We start from the raw sequence: 18,502 nt of genomic DNA, 5'->3' as shown, positions 1-18,502 counted from the left end.
CGGCAAGGGTCGTGGGCAGGGAGGGTCAGTGCGAATGGCGCGGGTTGCCGCGCTGCTCGATCACCTTCAGGTACAGCGTGGCCGGTTCGAGGCAGCCGCCGGTGGACAACTGGCCGACGAACTGGCGATAGAGTGCCTGCCACGGCGTTTGCGCCTGCGGCACCGTAAAGCTCGCCGTCTCGCGACGGCGCGCGAGTTCATCCTCGTCCACGAGCACGTCGACGCTGCGGTGATTCAGGTCCACGCGAATGCGGTCGTTCGTGCGCAGCAGCGCGAGGCCGCCGCCGACCGCCGCCTCGGGCGACACGTTCAGGATCGACGGGCTGGCCGACGTACCGCTCTGGCGCCCGTCGCCCAGGCACGGCAGCGAGCTCACGCCGCGCTTCACGAGTTCGGCCGGCGGCGCCATGTTGACGACTTCCGCGCTGCCCGGGTAGCCGACCGTGCCGCAGCCGCGAATCACGAGGATGCAGCGCTCGTCGATGTTCAGCGCGGGATCGTTGATGCGCGCGTGGTAGTCCTCGGGGCCTTCGAACACGATCGCGCGGGCCTCGAACGTGTTCTCCGCGCCCGGCTCGGCCAGATAGGTCCGGCGGAACGCTTCACCGACCACCGACATCTTCATGATCGCGCTGTCGAAGAAGTTGCCCGACAGCACCATGAAGCCGGCGCCATGCTTGAGTGGCGCGTCGGGCGTGCGGATCACATCGTGGTCGGCGTCCTGCGCCGTGTCGGCGATCTCGCCGATCGCGCGGCCGGACACGGTCACGCAGTCGCGCCGCAGCAGGCCGGCCGCATCGAGCTGGCGCAGCACCGCGGGCACACCGCCGGCGCGGTGGAAGCTCTCCCCGAGGTATTCGCCGGCCGGCATGCAGTTGACCAGCAGCGGCACGGACTCGCCGAGGCGCTGCCAGTCGTCCAGGCTCAGTTCGACGCCCATGTGGCGCGCGATCGCGATCAGGTGCGGCGGGCAGTTGGTCGAGGCGCCGAGCGCGGACGCGACGACGATCGCATTCTCGAACGCCGCGCGCGTCATGATCGCCGACGGGCGCACGTCTTCGCGCACGAGCTCGACCGCGCGCTTGCCGGTGGCGTACGCCATCTGGCCGCGCTCGCGGTACGCGGCGGGGATGCTTGCGCAGCCCGGCAACGACATGCCGAGCGCCTCGGCCAGGCTGTTCATCGACAGCGCGGTGCCCATGGTGTTGCAATGGCCGATCGACGGCGACGAGGCCGTGGTCAGCCGCATGAAGCCTTCGTAGTCGATCTCGCCGGCGGCGAGCAGGTTGCGCGCGTGCCAGATCACCGTGCCCGAGCCGACGCGCTTGCCGTCGTGCCAGCCGTCGAGCATCGGCCCGCCCGACAGCACGATCGCCGGCAGGTCGACGGTCGCGGCCGCCATCAGGCAGGCGGGGGTGGTCTTGTCGCAACCGGTCGTCAGCACCACGCCGTCCAGCGGAAAGCCGTGCAGCACTTCCACCAGCCCGAGGTAGGCCAGGTTGCGGTCGAGCGCGGCGGTCGGCCGGCGGCTTTGCTCGGCCAGCGGATGCACGGGGAATTCCATCGGAATGCCGCCCGCGTCGCGGATGCCCGCCTTCGTGCGCTCGGCCAGTTCGATGTGGTGGCGGTTGCACGGCGCGAGGTCGCTGCCCGTCTGCGCAATGCCGATCACGGGGCGGCCCGACTGCAACTCCTCGCGCGTCAACCCGTAGTTCATGAAGCGCTCGACATAGAGCGCGGTCATGTCGGCATGCGCGGGATCGTCGAACCATTCCTGGCTGCGCAGGCGGCGAGGGGGCTGTGACATGGCGGGCTGTCTCCGAAGGGGCCTCGTTCATTGTTGCGCACCGGATTGGTACCGGTAACATCGAGCGGATGTTAGCACGGGGTTTTTGCAGCCTAAATGCCAATATGGTTGCAGAGTGGCGGAAATGCTTGCTGGAGCATTTCATGTTCTTTCCCTGCGGCGTTCGCCATAAAATTAGCCATCAATGATCTGGCTGGGGCGATGTTAAATATTTCACAAAAGATCTAATTGGGTTTTATCCGGTAATTGTGTTTTTTATGCTTTATGTGCAGCGTTTGTCCTCTGGGTATATCGAAAATTGTGCGGTTTTGTGTGCGGAGGGATTGTCCGGGGGTGAGTGATGCGACAATAGCCAATTCGGAAAACTGAAGAGGGTGATCGATATGGTAGGCAGCAATAGTTCGCGGCTGTTATCGGATGAGATAACTGTATTTGAGACCGGCGACCCGAATGAGAATCCGTGGGTTTGGGGCGTACCAAAGATCGAGTCGATCGAGGTAGTACCATATGATTCGAAGTGGCCGGAATTATTTCTTGCGCTGAAAGCTGACATTGAAACCGCTCTGGCGGGAAATTTTTTGAACATCGAGCATGTTGGTTCCACTGCCGTACCTGGGCTCGCCGCGAAACCAGTCATCGACATCGATTTGATAGTCGAGAATCCGCACGCGGAAGCGTTGTATGTGCCCGTGCTGGAGGCGATGGGTTATACGCTCACGGTTCGTGAACTGTCGTGGTATCAGCATCGGATGCTTCGTCTGGATTCGCCGCGCGTGAATCTGCATGTGTTTGGCCCGAATTGCCCGGAGCATGTTCGTCACATTCTCTTTCGGGACTGGCTTTGCTCACACCCTGAAGATCGACAGCACTACGCACTGACGAAAGCGCTGGCGAAAAATCGCGTTGATAATGTTCAATCTTACAACGAAAAAAAAGCGTGATACCGTTGAGGAAATTTACCGAAGAATATTCGAGTTTCACGGGTTGCCGAAGTCTGATTCGACTGATTGAAATGGTATGGAGGTGAAGTTAATTGGAGGGGCTCTGATATTTGCCGGCCTCGCAACAACCTGGCAGTACCCGCGCTACAGTTTTTCTTTTCTTTTTCATCGGCCGATCAATCGCATGCCTCGCCAACGAAGTCGCCGAGCGTCCCTCGGGGCAGCTCCCCGGTCGATTCGCGCGACATCGATCGGGCGACGATGCGGCAACTTGTTTGTGCTTGTGATACAGTCAGCAGCGGCGTATCACCGCGCCTCCATTCCGCGGAAAGGGTTCACACCCAGGTCGACCGTCTCACCGCATATTCATGCGACTCCCAGCCGACAAGCGGATACGGCTGCCTTTGGAGATCGTATGCCTCAAGATCCTCGCGCCACGGCGCAAAACGGTCACATCGACCTCGTTCGGCAGCGCAAGCGTGCCAAGCAACTTCTCAAGCAGCTCCAGGCGGGAATTCCGGTTGGCGGACCAGGCGAAAATTTGCGTCGTGCGGCTTCCCCCGTGCTTGCTGACGCTCAATGGCTGATCGCTCGCGAACTGGGATTTGCCAGCTGGCCGAAACTCAAGTCTCATGCGGATGCCATCGAGTTCGCCGCACGGCATCCGGAATTTGCCGCCAATGACACGGCTGATACCCAGCACTGGCGTTGTGGCAACGACATCGCGCATGGTCTGGGCGTGGCCGGGTTTCGGGGGGAATTCCACGTGTTCGCCGATCCGTACTGCATGGGACCCGTTCCCAGGTTGGAGCCGGAAGCATTCATCGACACGCGTTGCGAATTCATCAGCCAGTGTTTCGGCATCCCGCTGGCGACGGTTCGACGGCGCGCGCTAACCGAGTATGGCGCGTTGTCGCAGCTGTCCCGGGCCAGGCACGCCGTACTGTGGTGCGAAGCGGATGCTTACGATCAGCTTTTCCTGATAGCTGTGCTTGCCAACATGACGGGACGGCCGCAATCGCTGGAGTTGGTCGAGGTCGACAGCGTGCCGGGCGTCGATCGATTCGTCGGCATGGGGCAATTGGCGCCGCAGGTGCTTGCGTGGCTTTGGCCACGCCGTCGTGAGCTGACTGACGACGTGTTCTCGCTCGCTCGCGAGGCTTGGGACGCCTATCGCGATGCGACTCCACTTGCCTGGGCCGCGCTTTGCAAAGAGGCGAGTCCCAGCCTTCCGCTGTTGGCCCCGGCACTGAAACGCCAGTTGCAGGAATTGCCATCGGTACGTGATGGCCTCGGTCTGACGGAAAGACTCGCCTTGGAGATCATTCGCGACGGTGACGGGCTTGCGTTGTCGCAGGTGTTCGCCGAGTTGAACCTGTGTCGCGATCCGCTGCCGTTCCTCGGTGACGCAATGTTCCATGCGATGATGCGCCCGCTGGCAGAAGGCGACCGTCCGCTGATCAAGATCCATGACGACCATCCCGAGCGCGAAAGGTGCATCGTTGGCCTGACGCCGCTTGGCGAGCAGGTGCTGCAAGCAAACGCGAATTGGCAGGATCATTGCGACGTACCGCGATGGGTAGGCGGCACACAGATACTGCCGCGCACCACCCACTGGGCCCTGGATGACGATTGCACACCGGTGCAACGCCGTCGATTCAGCTAACGACGGTCGGTCCGGCCGCCTGCAATCAATCGAATGATCGGTGAACTTGGCGTCAGTGGATGTCTATACGCTTTGAGTGCGATCGCTGGGCTTCCGTGCATCACAACGAGTGCATCGCACCGACCGCAACGGCGCGTTCAGCGCCGTTCGCGTCGCCCCGGAACGGCCATTCACTGTCGCATGCCGATCCCGGCATCGGGATCAACGCTCGAGAACATTGCCACTACGCCCCGATTGCCCGCTCAAACATCGGGCGGCAGGGTTGAAAATCTATAACTCTACGGTTATCATTGAGATTCATAACTTTTGAGCTATGCATTGGACCCTACTGCCAACGACCTGTTCGCCGCGTTGGGCGAACCGACCCGCCGGGCAATCTTTCAACGGCTTTCGCATGAAGGCGAGCAGACCGTCGGACGATTGACCGCGCATGCGGGCGTATCGCAGCCCGCCGTGTCCAAGCATCTGGCCGTCTTGCGACAGGCCGGGCTGGTGGAAGGGCGCCCGGAAGGACGAGAAACCTATTACCGTGCCCGACCGGAGGGACTCGCGCCCTTGGTCGACTGGATCGGTGTCTACGGCGTCTTCTGGCGGGATCGAATCGACGCGTTGTCGGACTTGCTGGACCGGATAGACACATGACGGCATCGCGAGAATCGCACAGCCTGGTCGTGGAGCGGAATCTTCGGCATCCGCCCGACAAGGTGTGGCGCGCGCTCACGCAATCGTGGTTGATCGAGGAGTGGCTGATGGCCAACGACTTTGTGCCTGAGGTCGGTCACCGCTTTACGCTGCGCGCGCAGCCGTTGCCCGGATGGTCGGGTATCACGAATTGCCAGGTCATCGCGGTGGAGCCGGAACGGCTGCTCAGCTATCGCTGGGGCGATGGCACGGAATCCGCGAGCGGTCTGAAGACGATCGTCACCTGGACCTTGACGCCACATGAGGGCGGCACCTTGCTGCACATGGAGCAGTCGGGTTTTCCGTCTCCGACGGCACTCAGCTACGTGCGCCTCGGCGCGGCCTGGCCGCGCTTTCTGGACAAACTGGATCAGCTCATCGGCTAGTTCCGGCGACTGAACATCAACGCTCTGTTTTCTTCCCGATGGGGCCTGCCTGCTGGCCGGCCCCAGGGGTAATGCTTGCCCGTCGCGAGCCATCGGCTTCGGCCGTACGTCCAAAGGAATAGCAGGTATGTCGACTGTCCGAATCGCAATCATCTATCACAGCATGTATGGCCACACTGCCAGGCAGGCTGATGCGGTGCGCGCCGGTGTAGAACGCATTCACGGCGCGGAAGCGCTTCTCTTGACCACCGAGGAGGCGTCTTCTCGCTGGGACGATCTGGCATTGGCTGACGGCATCATCTTCGGCTCGCCCACCTATATGGCCAGCGTGTCTGCAGCATTCAAGACTTTTCAGGAGGCGACCTCGAATGCGGTCCTGGCCAAAGGCGCATGGAAAGACAAGGTCGCCGCAGGGTTTACAAACTCGGGCGCTCACGCCGGCGACAAGCTTGCCACCCTGATCCAGATTGCGCTGTTTGCCGCCCAGCACGGCATGCACTGGGTCAACCTTGCACTGCCGCCCGCGAACAATTCGACGACCGGCTCGGATCAGGACTTGAACCGTCTCGGATTCTGGCTCGGTGCAGGGGCGCAATCCAACGTCGATCAGGCGGCCGATATCGCGCCACCGGAAGCGGATCTGGCGACGGCAAGCCATCTGGGGCAACGCGTGGCAGAGGTCGCCATGCAGCTGATGCGTGGGCGGGCTTGAAGGTTGTCACGTAACGGCAAGTGGTCGCGAGGACGGTCGCGGGCTACGCGATGGCGGGATCGTCGCGTTGAGCGCTGCCGTCTCCCGAACCGGCCGGTTTCGCCCCATCGTTGCGGTTGGCGTGTACGGGCGGGTTTCAGCCAATGAGTCATCCGAAATATTCATCGGGGCCTGCCACGGGCGGCCGGTCAAGGTGGCCGTGGGTTGATCGAGAGTGGAAACCTGCGTCGTACGGGTTTTGAATTATTCAACGACTGCGAATATGAAAATGAGTGAGATCAGGGTCTCTCGGCCCGAAGACAGTGCGCGCGCAGTGGAAATCTGGCGGCGTGCAGTTGATGCGACACATGATTTTTTGTCACCGGAGGATCGCCGCGCGATTGACGAGATGGTATGCGGCTTTTTGCCTCAAGTGCCGCTTTGGCTCGCCGTCGATGCCAATGATTATCCGTTGGCCTTTATGTTCATCGAACACGGGCACATGCAGGCGTTATTCGTTGATCCGGCGTGTCGAGGGACTGGCATTGGCGCGGCGCTGGTTCGCCACGGCTTGACGCTTCACCCGAACATGACGACTGACGTTAATGAACAGAACGGTCAGGCAATCGGGTTTTATGAAAACCTGGGCTTCCGGCGCATTGGCCGTTCCCCCGTCGACGATCAAGGCAGGCCGTACCCGCTGATTCATCTTGAATACCAAGGTTGAACAGGATCGACATGATTTCAATGAAGCAGGAGAAGCAATGATGAAGGTCGGATTGGTGGGATGGCGCGGCATGGTCGGTTCGATGCTGCTGAAGCGGATGCGCGACGAGGGCGATTTTTCCAGAATATCGCCGACGTATTTCAGCACGTCCGCTGCAGGGCGCACGTATCGTGACCCGCTTGGCGTCGAGCACGCTCTGCTCGACGCGAACTCGGTCGAAAGACTGGGCGAGATGGATATCGTCATCACCTGTCAGGGAGGCGACTATACGAAGGCGGTTTATCCGTTACTGCGCGCGTCGGGCTGGAGCGGCTTCTGGATCGATGCGGCGTCCGCGAAGCGGATGGATGACGACTCGATCATCGTGCTGGACCCGGTCAACCGTGAGCAGATCGAGGCCGGCATCGCCGCGGGCGTGCGCAACTATATCGGCGGCAACTGCTCGATCACGCTCTCGCTCATCGGCCTGACCGGGCTGTTTCGCGCCGGACTCGTCGAATGGATGAGCATGATGACGTACCAGGCGGCGTCGGGCGCCGGCGCACAGCATGTGAAGGAACTGCTCGGCCAGATGTCGGCCGTCGCCAGACGGGTCGACGACCATCTTGCCGCACCCGCCACGCCCGTGCTCGACGTGCTGGCGAAAGCACAGGCAGCATCGCGCGCCAGCGATTACCCGATCGAAGCGTTCGGCGCGCCGCTCGCGGGCAGCATCATTCCGTGGATCGACAGCGACCTCGGCAATGGCATGAGCCGCGAGGAATGGAAGGGCGAAGTCGAGACGAACAAGATTCTCGGGCTGCCGCCGGGCACGATTAGAGTTGACGGACTCTGCGTTCGCGTCGCTGCGCTGCAGAGCCACTCGGCCGCGATCACGCTGAAGCTGAAGGAGAACGTCGAACTCGATCGTCTCGAAAGGTTGATTCGCGGGGCACACGAGTGGGTCGATTTTGTGCCGAACACCCGGGAGGAAACGATCCATCGATTATCGCCCGCCGCCGTCAGCGGATCGCTGAAGATCGGTGTGGGCAGACTGCGTCGCCTCAACGTCGAGCCGCGGATGTACAGCGTGTTGACCACGGGCGATCAATTGCTCTGGGGGGCGGCTGAACCGCTGCGACGCGTGCTGAACATGATTCTGAACGCGCAGTAGGCGTCGAGCGAGCAGGGCGTTTCAGCGATGGCGGAGCGACGTGAACTGCCATCGTTCGATCCTTCGATGATGGCTTCGTCCTGATACGTGGAACGCCTCACCCGATGCAGGTGGCGTCGACACGCCTCGTGTCTAGAATCCTGAGAGAAAAAACATGAGTGACATCATCATCGCAGGCGTCTTTATCGGTCTGATTGCCACGGCGCTGTCGGATTTGTGGGCCATATTCCTCGAAAAGGCGTTCAAGCTGCCGAACTACGGCTTTGATGTCGTGGGCCGCTGGATTGGGCACATGGCACGCGGACAATTCTTCCACAAGCCGATTTTCGCGTCGCCTCCGATTCCGGGCGAAAAAGCGATCGGCTGGATCGCACATTACGCATTGGGCGCTGCGTTTGGCTTCTTGCCGATCCTGCTTGGTGGCGGCACGGACTGGATTGCCAATCCGACGTGGGCAGTTGCAATCGCTGCAGGTCTTCTGACGCTCGCGGTGCCGTTCTTCATCGTCGTTCCTGCGTTCGGCATGGGTGTCCTGTGCTCGCGGACGCCGGATCCCTGGGCGGCACGTCGCCAGGGCGTGATCTCGCACCTGTACTACGGCATTGCGCTCTACATCGGCGCAATCTTCTTTTCGGCGGTGATGCGCTAAGGAAGGTCGAGGGTGAAGGCAGCAATCATGCCGGCATGTACTTTTCGGCCGCTTCCACGAATCGATCACGAGTCTTGAGATGAGTGTTGCTCAATAGACCCGCCAGCTTCTTTGGGGTGTTTATCCGGTAACAATTGCAATGATGCAGAACGTTGTGAAAGTCGAAGTCGCCAACGAAGTGTTCCGTATCGGCCGGACAAAAAACGACGAAGGAATGCTGGTCAAGAAATTCTTCGTGGTTGCCGAGTTGGGAAGCGGGGAGTTGTACGTCCACTTACCCGGTTTCCAAGGCTGGGAGATTCAGGTTCGTCCTGAAGCAGACGATGTCATTCTGTTCGATACTGGCGAGCTCGCACAGGAACGTGCTGAACGCGTGTGTCAGTACGTGAAAGACGATTTGGCAACCGGAAAGCCGCTGAATATGGATGTGTGGCAATTTCTCCGGATGGTGCACGACAGGAAACCCTAGGCGCCGCTGCATGACGTGCTTTACGTGAAAACAAGGCAGGGCCAGCGTTGCTCGCTGACATGCTTGGGGTTTTCGGCGTGCGGACTCAGTCGAGTGGGCAACCGGACTGCTCGACGAGCCAGTCAATTAACGCTCGAACTTTCGGCGGAAGGAGCCGATTCGGCGGATACAGGAGCCAGACTGGCCCGCTGTAGGCGCGCGGCTCGAATAGCCATTCGGGCAGGATGTGTACCAGCGTGCCGGCGCGGAGATCGTCCCCTATCGCAAACTCCGGCAGGCTTGCCACGCCCCAATCGTCCAGTGCAGCCTCACGCCGTGCACTCACATCATTCGCGATATAGCGTCCTTTGACATCGACGGTCTCTACTTGGTTACCTTGCCGGAACGTCCACCGATTGTCGTCCGGTGCATCGCCGAGAAATAGACAATCATGCTGCGCAAGATCGTCTGGAACGACGGGCATACCTCGTGCACGCAGATAGCCGGGAGAGGCGCACGGCATCCACCGTACCGTGCCGAGTTGTCTTGCGACAAGGCCTTGTGGCGGTTTCGGGGTTGGCCGCACGACGAGATCGACATGATCACGAATCGGATCCAGATCGCGGTCGTCAAATATGACCTTGACCTCTACTTCCGGGTAGGCGCGCAAGAATCCTGGAATCTTCGGGTGAATCAGGCTCTTCGCTAGCGAAATCGGCGCGCCGATGCTGACTCGGCCGCGTGGCTGCGCTGTCAGCTGGCTTGCCGCGTCGACGGCTCCGGACGCTGCCTCCATCATGTCCCTGCAGTAACGATAGATTTGCATGCCGGACTCCGTCAGCCGGATGCGTCGGGTCGAGCGTTCGAACAATCTCACGCCCAGCGCTCGTTCAAGCCGCTGCACTTGACGGCTGACTGTCGAAGGTGTCGTGCCAAGCGGCCGCGCGGCTGCCGAGAAGTTACCGGCCTCGACCACCTGGGCGAAGGCAGCGAGATCCGGCAACAACGGGAGAAGTTCGGTCGGTGTCATGGGGGTAGCAAAGGTAGGCGGGATGTCCGTTCAATTTATGCGCGAGACGCACAAAACTTGTTCGCTTCGACCGGATTATCACTGTCGGTGCACTGCCGGACAATGCGGATCTTTCGTGTGGGAGATTCGTCATGCGCTTCCGGTTCAATATATCTGCCGATCTGTTGTTGCTTGTCGTGGCTTTTATCTGGGGCACCAGCTATGCCGTGGTGAAAAGCGCATTGGTCGTCTACCCGGTGTTAGCTCTTTTGGCGTTGCGCTTCGGCATCACGTTCGTGCTGCTGTCGCCATCCCTGTGGTCGATACGCGGGTTGTCGCTTTCTCAGTGGGGCAGGATCGTCGGTGCCGGGTGCGTATTGCTCGGGATTTTCTTGGCCGAGACGTTCGGTGTGGGGATGACGACCGCCTCGAACGCTGCGTTTCTGATCAGCCTGTGCGTGGTGATGACGCCGCTGGTTGAATGGGCATGGCTCAGACGCATGCCGCGCGGTATCGAGTGGGCGGCAACCGGACTTTCCGTTCTGGGCGCCTTTCTGCTCGGAGGAGGGCGATTCCATTTCACACCGGGTGATGCGCTGGTGGTACTTGCCGCGCTGTTACGCGCGATCAACGTGTGCGCAACGAAACGCGTCATGCAGAATCAGGCCGTGTCTCCACTGGCAATGACGGCCGTGCAATCCGGCGTCGTGTCGCTTGGCTGCGCCATGCTCGCCGTGAGCGTCGCGAGGTCGCAATGGCAGCCCTTGCCTGCATTCGCCGGAAATGAAACTTTTTGGATGATCGTCGTTTACCTGGTCGTCGGCTGCACGTTGTTTGCGTTCTTTGTGCAGAACTACGCGGTCAGTCGCAGCACCCCGACACGCGTCGCGCTATTGATGGGCAGCGAGCCGGTTTTTGGTGCCGTGTTCGCATGTGCATGGCTTGGAGAACGTGTATCCGTGCTCGCATCGATCGGCGGCGGGCTGATCGTCCTCGCATCGTTGCTGGCATCGATTCACGGAAAGGATCGGCGCAACCGGGATGCCATTTCGGAAGTTGAGGAGTCGAAAACGGCTGGCCACCTGACGTACGAACGTCGAGAACGCCAAGCGCTGTGAAGCGTCAAGCGGTTGTTTCTCGACGCAGGGCGTCTCCCCATCCGCGTAGTGAGCCCGATATCAGTCAGTGGGCAGCCGATCCGCAGCGCTCGCCCGGATCGGTTTCGCAAACGATGCGGTGTTCAGGAATGGAACGCATGATATGGACCGATCGGTTCCTGTTTCAACGTGCGCTTTCCGGCCGGGCAGCGCAATGCCGTCGTCGCGGACGGCGCGCGTCCGCCGGCTCAGTCCAGCCCGCCCTGGCACAGATACTTGATCGACAGGTAATCGTCGAGCCCATAGCGTGAACCTTCGCGGCCATAGCCCGATTCCTTCACGCCGCCGAACGGCGCGGCCTCGCTTGCGAGCGCGCCTTCGTTGATCCCGACGATGCCCGTTTCGAGCCGTGCCGACACGCGCGCGATGCGCCGCACGTCCTGCGTGTAGAAATACGCGGCGAGCCCGAACGGCGTGTCGTTCGCGGCGTCGACGGCTTCGTCCTCGGTATCGAAGCGAAACAGTGCGGCGATCGGGCCGAAGGTTTCCTCGCAGGTCAGCTGCATGTCGGCGGTGGCGTCGGCGAGCACCGTCGGCGCGTAATAGTTCGCGCCGAGCTCGGTCAGGCGCTTGCCGCCCGTCAGCACGCGCGCGCCGCGTTCAACGGCATCGCCGACGTGGCGCGCGATCTTGTCGACCGCACGCGCGTTGATCATCGGGCCGATCTGCGCGGCCGGGTCGGTCGCCGGCGCGGCCTTCAGCGCGGCGACGCGCGCGGCGAGCTTCTGCGCGAACGCATCGTAAACACCGGCCTGCACGTACACACGGTTCGGCGATACACACGTCTGCCCGCCGTTGCGGAACTTCGCCGCCATCAGCCCGTCGACCGCGGCATCGAGCTCGGCGTCGTCGAACACGATGAACGGCGCATTGCCGCCCAACTCGAGCGAAAGCTTCTTCAGCGTCGCGGCCGAATCGCGCGCGAGCAGCTTGCCGACGGCCGTCGAGCCGGTGAACGTGATCTTGCGCACGCGGCTGTCGGCGAGCCAGTCGGCGGCCGCGTCGATGCCGCGCTCGCGCGACGCCGTGATCAGGTTCAGCACGCCCGCCGGCACGCCCGCTTCCTGCGCGAGGAACGCGAGCGCGAGCGCGGTGAGCGGCGTGTCCTCCGCCGGCTTCGCGACGACCGTGCAGCCTGCCGCGAGCGCCGGTGCGATCTTGCGCGCGATCATCGCGAGCGGGAAGTTCCACGGCGTGATCGCCGCGACGACACCGATCGGCTCCTTCACCGCACTCAGCCGCTTGCCGCGCTGCTGCTGCGGAATGATGTCGCCGTACGTGCGCGTCGCTTCCTCGGCGAACCACAGCACGTACGACGCGCCGTACGCGACCTCGCCGCGCGCTTCCGCGAGCGGCTTGCCCTGTTCGCGCGACATCAGCTTCGCGAGATCGTCGGTATGCGCGACGATCGCCGCGTGCCATGCTCGCAGGATCGCCGCGCGATCGCGAGCGGGCGTTGCACGCCAGGCGGGCAGTGCGCGTACCGCCGCGTCGGTCGCTGCGCGTGCGTCTGCGGCGCCGCTGTCGGGTGCGTGGGCAACGGTGTCGAGCGTGGCCGGATCGGTGACGGCGAAGCGGCGGCCGTCGAGCGCATCGCGCCAGGCGCCGTCGATCAGGTTGGCGGTGCGAACGAGTTCGGTTCGGGACAGCGTAAGCGGCATGACAGGTCCTTGGATGAAGCGGTTCGGCGGCGACGGCGGCGCGGCAGGCGCGCGACTGTCCCGTACGGACAGCGAAGCTGCCGTATTCGCGGGTGCCGCGCGCGGTGCGTCAGTGACGTTCGCCGAACAGCGATTCGAGCGGGTAGTGCCGTTTGACGAACGGCGACTTGATGATCACGTAACTGAAATACTTCTCGATGCCGATGTTCTGCTCGAGCAGCCCTTCGACGATCGTCTGGTAATGGCTCACGCTGCGCGTGATGAACTTCAGCAGATAGTCGTAGCCGCCGCTCGCGAGGTGGCATTCGACGATCTCGTCGACGTTGCGGATCGCCGCGACGAAGCGGTCGAAATCCTCGCGTCGATGGTCGGCCAGCGTGACTTCGGTGAACACGACCTGCACGTCGCCGAGTTTCTCGAGCTGGATGTGCGCGCCGTAGCCGCCGATGTAGCCGGCCTTCTCGAGCCGCTTCACGCGGATCAGGCAGGGACTGGGCGACAGCCCGACCGCATCGGCCAGCTCGACGTTGGTCATGCGGCCGCGCTTCTGCAACTGGGAGAGGATGCGCAGGTCGATGCGATCCAGCTTGCTGTCCGTCATGTTCACGTGCGTCGGGAGTCGGAAAAATGGAATGTCCGGTTACTTTAGAGTCGAAAGATATCCGCCACAAGCCCGGCTTTCCCTCGGCCCGTCAGGCCGGCTGCGCGTGCGCGGCGTCGAGCGCGCGCTGCACGCCCGAATCGGCCAGCACGTCGTCGAGCGTGTCGCGCACGCGTTCGAACAGCAGGTCGAACTCGCCCGCGGTGAAGCTCAGCGCCGGCGCGAAGCCGAGCACGCCGTCGCCGAACGCGCGGAACACCACGCCGTTCGCGTACGCGGCGGCCGCGATCTTGTCCGGCACGTTCAGCGCCGGGTCGAAACGCGTCTTGTGCGCCTTGTCGGCGACCAGTTCGAGCGCGCCGAGCAGGCCGACCGAACGCGCGTCGCCGACGAGCGGATGCGCGCGCAGCGCGTCGAGGCCCGCGGCAAAGCGGGGCGCCATCGCCTGGCCGTTCGCGAGCAGCCCGCCTTCGTGATAGAGCTTCAGCACCTCGAGGCCGATCGCCGCGCTGACCGGATGCGCGGAATACGTATGGCCGTGGCCGACCACCGGCGAATCGGCGCGGTCACCCGCGATCCCTTCGTAGATTTCGTCGGACATCAGTACCGCGCCCATCGGCGCATAGCCGGCCGTCAGGCCCTTCGCGACGGTCATCAGGTCCGGATCGACCTGTTCGGCCTCGCAGGCGAACAGCGGGCCCGTGCGGCCGAAGCCGGTGATCACCTCGTCGGCGACGAACAGGATGCCGAGGCGCCGGCACGCATCGCGCATCGCCTTCAGCCAGCCGGCCGGCGGCACGATCACGCCGCCGGAGCCTTGCACCGGCTCGCAGAAGAACGCGGCGACGTTGTCCGCGCCGAGTTCGGCGACCTTCGCTTCGAGCGCGGCGACCGACGCGGCGATCAGCGCCTGCGGATCGTCGCCGAGCGGATGGCGGTACGGGTAGGGCGACGGAATGTGGTGCTGATCGGCCCGCGGCAGGTCGAAATGGCGATGGAACGCCGGCAGCGCGGTGAGGCCGGCGCCGATCGACGACGAGCCGTGATAGCCGCGCTCCAGCGCGATCATGTGCTTTTTCGACGGGCGGCCGGTCGCGTTGAAATAGTGCGTGATGAAACGGATCGCGGAATCGACCGCGTCCGAGCCGCCGAGCGTGAAGTACACGCGGTTCAGCGACGGCGGCGCGAGCGCGGCGAGCCGTTCGGCGAGTTCGATTGCCGGCTGCGAGCCGAAATGGAAATAACCGGTCGCATAAGGCAGCTTCGCCAGCTGGTCGGCGGCGGCCTTCACGATGCTGTCGCGGCCGTAGCCGACGTTCACGCACCACAGGCCCGAGAACGCGTCGAGCAGCGTGTGGCCCGCGGCGTCGCGCAGGAACACGCCGTCCGCGGATTCGAGCACGGTGACGCCGCGCGCCTCGTGCGCACGGTAATTGACGACGGGGTGGATCAGGTGTTGACGATCGGCTTCGATCAGCGCGGCTTGGTTCATGGGAAGGCGGGACTCTCGTCAGGTGTCAGCGGTGAGTTCATGCTAACGGGCGAGAAATCCGGATGCGTCTTCAATTTGCGGCCCGAAACGTATGCGCGCGGCGTTTGTGCGGGGCGCTTCGGCATTTTCTGCTGCGCGCCCAGTGCGGCCGGACATGGACGTCAGTAGCCGCGCGCGCGATCGACGACGCCGATCATCGGCTGGCCCGCGCGATGGCGCGCGAGGTTCGCGAGCACCGCGTCGACCGCGGTGTCGGGCCGCGTCGCGCTCGCGATGTGGGGCGTGATGCGGATGCGCGGATGGGTCCAGAACGGATGGCCGGCCGGCAGCGGTTCGGGATCCGTCACGTCGAGGATCGCGCTGTCGAGGCGGCCGCTCGCGAGCGCCGCGAGCAGCGCGGCTTCATCGAGCTGCGGGCCGCGCCCGACTTGCACGAGCGACGCGCCGGCCGGCAGCGCATCGAACACGCGTGCGCCGAGCAGTCCGCGCGTGCTGTCGGTCAGCGGCAGCAGGCAGATCAGGATGTCGGTGCGCGCCAGGAACGCGTCGAGCGCCGCGTCGCCCGCGTAGCAGTCGATGCCGTCGAGCGTGCGCGGCGTGCGGCTCCAGCCGGCGCACGGGAAACCGAAGCGCCGCAGCGTGTCGAGCACGGCCTGGCCGAGCGTGCCGAGCCCGAGCACGCCGATGCGCCGCGACGCGGCCGCGCGCACCGGTTTCTCGTGCCACACCTGCTCGCGCTGCTGCGCGGCATAGTCGAACAGGTCGCGATGGATCGTCAGCACGGCCTGCGTCACATACTCGACCATCCCTTCGACGATACCGGGCTCGATCATCCGCACGACCGGAATGTGTGCGGGCACGCGCGACAGGTCGAACTGGTCGATGCCGGCGCCGACCGAGAACACGACTTCGAGATTCGGCAACAGCGCGACCGGATCGTCCGGCGGCTGCCAGGCGGCGAGATAGCGGACGGCCGCGGCGTCGCCGAGGTCCGGCCAGATCCGGAACGGCAGATCGGGCGCCTGTTGCGCGAAGCGTGCCGCCCACTGCGCGCCGCGCACCGGGTCGGCCTTGTAGAGAAAGCTCATCGTGTGTCCCGTTCAGCCGAGCGCCTGGCTCACGATCGCGAACGCGCGCAGCGCCGGGTCGCGCGCGGGCGTCGTGCCGCGCGCCATCGTGACGACGGTATCGACGCGCGGCAGCCCGAGCCCGTCCAGCCAGTCGGACAGCCCGCTGTCGCTCGGCAGGTCGACCCGCACGAACATCCCTTCGTTCAGCGCGAGCCAGTGACTGATCAGCGCCTGCGCGCGCAGCGCATCCGGCGCGATCACCGGGCCGATCACGTGGCCCGGGCCGAAGCGGCGGAACAGCGCGAAGCCGAGCAGTTCGCCGTCGCGATCGAGCGCGATGCCGTTCGCGACGTCGAGCAGCGCGTCGGTGACCGCACCGCGTTCGTAGCCAGCCGCGCGCGACGCGAGCGCGGCGAGGCGCGGCCCGTCGTTGGTGCCGAGCGGGCGCAGGCGCTCGCCGGGCGGCAGCGAGATCAGCGGCGGCCGGAACGCCGCGCCCTGATGCTGGTTGATCGTATCGATCGGCTCGAAGCCGAACGCCGCGTACAGCGGCTCGCGTCCCGGCATCGCATGCAGAAACACGGTGCGTGTGCCGAAGCCGTCGAGCGCGCGGGCGAGCAGCTCGCGCTCGATGCCGCCGCCCGCGCGCTCGGGCGACACGATCACCATGCCGAGCGCCGCGTGCGATTCGCCGAGGCGCCAGCCCAGCGCGGTCCCCACGACGCCGGTCTCGTCTTCGGCCACGATGCCGCCGCCGAGCTGGAGCACGAAGCGCCAGTCCTCGAGCCGGTGCGGCCATTTGACCGCCTCCGACAGCCGATGGGCGGCAGGCAGGTCGGTGTCGGCGAACGGGCGATAGGTGAGCGTGCGGGAAGGGTTGAGGTCGGACACGCCGGACTCCGGATGGGTGGAAATGACGCATTCACTCTGCCAGCGCGGGTGCGGCGCGGATAGGACGATTCGCCTGTTTTCCGCCGCTGACGGGCGCGCCCGCGAGATCGATGCAAACCCGTTCGATCGACGCGGACGAACGCGCGGATCGTGCCGGCGCGGCCGGTCAATCCCGCCACTCGTGCTGTGCGAACGCCACTACGATTCATGCACGGCGGCGCTGCCGCCTGCCGGCCGGCCGCACGCACGGTAGGCGAGCCCGCTGCGGCAGCACGGCGGCCACCGGCCGGCCCCGCCCAGCCGCGCCGCGCCCGATCGCACCGCAGATCGTGCTGCATGCGCCGGGCAACTTGCGGCGATTGTGCGTTTTGAGCGGCGCCGAACGATGCGCGAACGATTTTTTGCCCTGATTCAATTTCGTTAAACCCAGCCCATCCCCGGCCCTCCCGGGGCTTCACACCGACAGGACCTGACCATGATCCAGTTTGAACCGAAGTACATCACCTTCGACTGCTACGGCACGCTGACCCATTTCCGGATGGCCGAGACGGCGCGCGAAATCTATGCGGATCGGTTGTCGCCGGCCACGATGGAGGCCTTCGTGCGTGCGTTCGCCGCCTATCGGCTCGATGAGGTGCTGGGCGCGTGGAAGCCGTACCGTGACGTCGTCGTCAACTCGGTCCGTCGCACCTGCGCGCGGCTCGGCGTGACGTTCGACGAAGCCGAGGCCGAGCTGTTCTATCACGCGGTGCCGACCTGGGGCCCGCACCCGGACGTGCCGGCCGGGCTGTCGCGGCTGGCGTCGAAGTACAAGCTGGTGATCCTGTCGAATGCGATGGACGACCAGATCATGAGCAACGTCGACAAGCTCGGCGCGCCGTTCCATGCGGTGTTCACCGCGCAGCAGGCGCAGTCGTACAAGCCGCGCATGCAGGGCTTCGAGTACATGTTCGACAAGCTCGGCTGCAAGCCGGAGGACGTGCTGCACGTGTCGTCGAGCCTGCGCTACGACCTGATGACGGCCGAGGATCTCGGGATCAGGCACAAGGCGTTCGTGAACCGCGGCCACGAGCCGGGCACGCCGTTCTACAACTATTACGAAGTGTCGGATATTGGCCAGCTGGCGACGCAGCTTGGCCTGTAAGCAGTACGTCGGCTGCGCGGCGTGCGTCGCGCGGGCCGCTGCCGGGCGGCCGCGCGACGGGAAAACCCGCCCATGCGGCCGGCGCCGCAGCGGCGCACACGGGTGCGCGCCTTGCACCGCACCGTCGGGCTCCACGTTTCGACGCATCGAGGCCGCGACCAATCCTCTGAACTTTCACGGGCACCTGCCGCGCGCGGTGGGCCGCCGCGCATCGGCACGCAGCCGGTATGGGGCGACATCAGTCGACATCAGCCGACATCGACCCGCACGCGCCGGCTGCGCCGATGCACCGCATGCGTGCGGGATGCGCGTCGGATCGGCGCGGCGA

General features: G+C 64.1%; 18 protein-coding genes. 11 read left to right on the top strand and 7 right to left on the bottom strand.

Features of this window, described 5'->3' with window-relative positions; all coding sequences use genetic code 11:
* Nucleotides 1-25: 25 nt before the first annotated feature.
* Nucleotides 26-1,807: an IlvD/Edd family dehydratase gene (locus tag QZM35_RS26685; protein WP_301777129.1), complete on the bottom strand. Its 1,782-nt coding sequence runs from the start codon at nt 1,805-1,807 to the stop codon at nt 26-28.
* 383 nt (nt 1,808-2,190) lie between these two features.
* Here QZM35_RS26685 and QZM35_RS26680 point away from each other — a divergent pair, with 383 nt between their 5' ends.
* The 9 genes from QZM35_RS26680 to QZM35_RS26640 all read left to right on the top strand — a co-directional run bounded on the left by QZM35_RS26680 (nt 2,191) and on the right by QZM35_RS26640 (nt 9,170).
* Nucleotides 2,191-2,748, top strand: coding sequence for a GrpB family protein (locus QZM35_RS26680; protein WP_301777205.1), 558 nt, complete (start codon nt 2,191-2,193; stop codon nt 2,746-2,748).
* Nucleotides 2,749-3,163: 415 nt separating this feature from the next.
* On the top strand, nt 3,164-4,414 hold the full coding sequence (locus QZM35_RS26675) for a DUF1835 domain-containing protein (RefSeq protein ID WP_089429357.1): 1,251 nt from the start codon (nt 3,164-3,166) through the stop codon (nt 4,412-4,414).
* Between the two features lie 318 nt (nt 4,415-4,732).
* On the top strand, nt 4,733-5,056 hold the full coding sequence (locus tag QZM35_RS26670) for a helix-turn-helix transcriptional regulator (protein WP_089429358.1): 324 nt from the start codon (nt 4,733-4,735) through the stop codon (nt 5,054-5,056).
* Nucleotides 5,053-5,481 carry an SRPBCC domain-containing protein gene (locus tag QZM35_RS26665; RefSeq protein ID WP_089429359.1) on the top strand — a complete coding sequence of 143 codons (429 nt, stop codon included), beginning with the start codon at nt 5,053-5,055 and terminating at the stop codon, nt 5,479-5,481. The genes QZM35_RS26670 and QZM35_RS26665 overlap by 4 nt, the downstream gene beginning before the upstream one ends.
* 127 nt (nt 5,482-5,608) lie before the next feature.
* Nucleotides 5,609-6,193, top strand: a complete 585-nt coding sequence (locus QZM35_RS26660) for a flavodoxin family protein (protein ID WP_089429360.1) — start codon at nt 5,609-5,611, stop codon at nt 6,191-6,193.
* Nucleotides 6,194-6,461: 268 nt separating this feature from the next.
* Complete coding sequence (locus tag QZM35_RS26655) at nt 6,462-6,899, top strand: acetyltransferase (RefSeq protein ID WP_301777128.1); 438 nt, start codon at nt 6,462-6,464, stop codon at nt 6,897-6,899.
* A 40-nt stretch (nt 6,900-6,939) separates the two neighbouring features.
* The gene (gene asd / locus QZM35_RS26650; protein ID WP_217481516.1) at nt 6,940-8,052 is read left to right on the top strand and encodes an aspartate-semialdehyde dehydrogenase; all 1,113 of its coding nucleotides are present in this window, start codon (nt 6,940-6,942) and stop codon (nt 8,050-8,052) included.
* A gap of 154 nt (nt 8,053-8,206) precedes the next feature.
* Nucleotides 8,207-8,701 carry a DUF2938 family protein gene (locus QZM35_RS26645; RefSeq protein WP_089429362.1) on the top strand — a complete coding sequence of 165 codons (495 nt, stop codon included), beginning with the start codon at nt 8,207-8,209 and terminating at the stop codon, nt 8,699-8,701.
* Nucleotides 8,702-8,840: 139 nt separating this feature from the next.
* Nucleotides 8,841-9,170 carry a hypothetical protein gene (locus tag QZM35_RS26640; protein ID WP_089429363.1) on the top strand — a complete coding sequence of 110 codons (330 nt, stop codon included), beginning with the start codon at nt 8,841-8,843 and terminating at the stop codon, nt 9,168-9,170.
* An 85-nt stretch (nt 9,171-9,255) separates the two neighbouring features.
* On the opposite strand, the gene QZM35_RS26635 is transcribed toward QZM35_RS26640, so the two are convergent.
* On the bottom strand, nt 9,256-10,179 hold the full coding sequence (locus QZM35_RS26635; protein WP_089429364.1) for a LysR family transcriptional regulator: 924 nt from the start codon (nt 10,177-10,179) through the stop codon (nt 9,256-9,258).
* 131 nt (nt 10,180-10,310) lie between these two features.
* Here QZM35_RS26635 and QZM35_RS26630 point away from each other — a divergent pair, with 131 nt between their 5' ends.
* Complete coding sequence (locus QZM35_RS26630) at nt 10,311-11,276, top strand: DMT family transporter (protein WP_089429365.1); 966 nt, start codon at nt 10,311-10,313, stop codon at nt 11,274-11,276.
* Between the two features lie 227 nt (nt 11,277-11,503).
* Here the strand turns inward: QZM35_RS26630 and QZM35_RS26625 are convergent, their stop codons facing one another.
* The 5 genes from QZM35_RS26625 to QZM35_RS26605 all read right to left on the bottom strand — a co-directional run bounded on the left by QZM35_RS26625 (nt 11,504) and on the right by QZM35_RS26605 (nt 17,030).
* Complete coding sequence (locus tag QZM35_RS26625; RefSeq protein WP_301777127.1) at nt 11,504-12,976, bottom strand: NAD-dependent succinate-semialdehyde dehydrogenase; 1,473 nt, start codon at nt 12,974-12,976, stop codon at nt 11,504-11,506.
* A gap of 109 nt (nt 12,977-13,085) precedes the next feature.
* Nucleotides 13,086-13,577 (bottom strand): Lrp/AsnC family transcriptional regulator, encoded by a 492-nt coding sequence (locus QZM35_RS26620; protein WP_006749694.1) that lies wholly within the window; start codon nt 13,575-13,577, stop codon nt 13,086-13,088.
* Nucleotides 13,578-13,668: 91 nt separating this feature from the next.
* Nucleotides 13,669-15,069: an aspartate aminotransferase family protein gene (locus tag QZM35_RS26615; RefSeq protein ID WP_301777126.1), complete on the bottom strand. Its 1,401-nt coding sequence runs from the start codon at nt 15,067-15,069 to the stop codon at nt 13,669-13,671.
* A gap of 161 nt (nt 15,070-15,230) precedes the next feature.
* Nucleotides 15,231-16,157: a glyoxylate/hydroxypyruvate reductase A gene (locus tag QZM35_RS26610; RefSeq protein WP_301777125.1), complete on the bottom strand. Its 927-nt coding sequence runs from the start codon at nt 16,155-16,157 to the stop codon at nt 15,231-15,233.
* Between the two features lie 12 nt (nt 16,158-16,169).
* Nucleotides 16,170-17,030 carry a GNAT family N-acetyltransferase gene (locus tag QZM35_RS26605; RefSeq protein ID WP_089476694.1) on the bottom strand — a complete coding sequence of 287 codons (861 nt, stop codon included), beginning with the start codon at nt 17,028-17,030 and terminating at the stop codon, nt 16,170-16,172.
* 475 nt (nt 17,031-17,505) lie between these two features.
* Between QZM35_RS26605 and QZM35_RS26600 the strand changes: the two genes are divergently transcribed.
* Entirely contained in the window at nt 17,506-18,174 is a 669-nt protein-coding gene (locus QZM35_RS26600) for a haloacid dehalogenase type II (RefSeq protein WP_089429371.1), read from the top strand.
* Nucleotides 18,175-18,502 lie beyond the last annotated feature (328 nt).

This window comes from Burkholderia sp. AU45274 (assembly GCF_030482505.1).
GTDB lineage: Bacteria > Pseudomonadota > Gammaproteobacteria > Burkholderiales > Burkholderiaceae > Burkholderia.
Note: the sequence above shows the minus strand (reverse complement) of the source record. Positions and strands in the feature narration are given on the sequence as shown.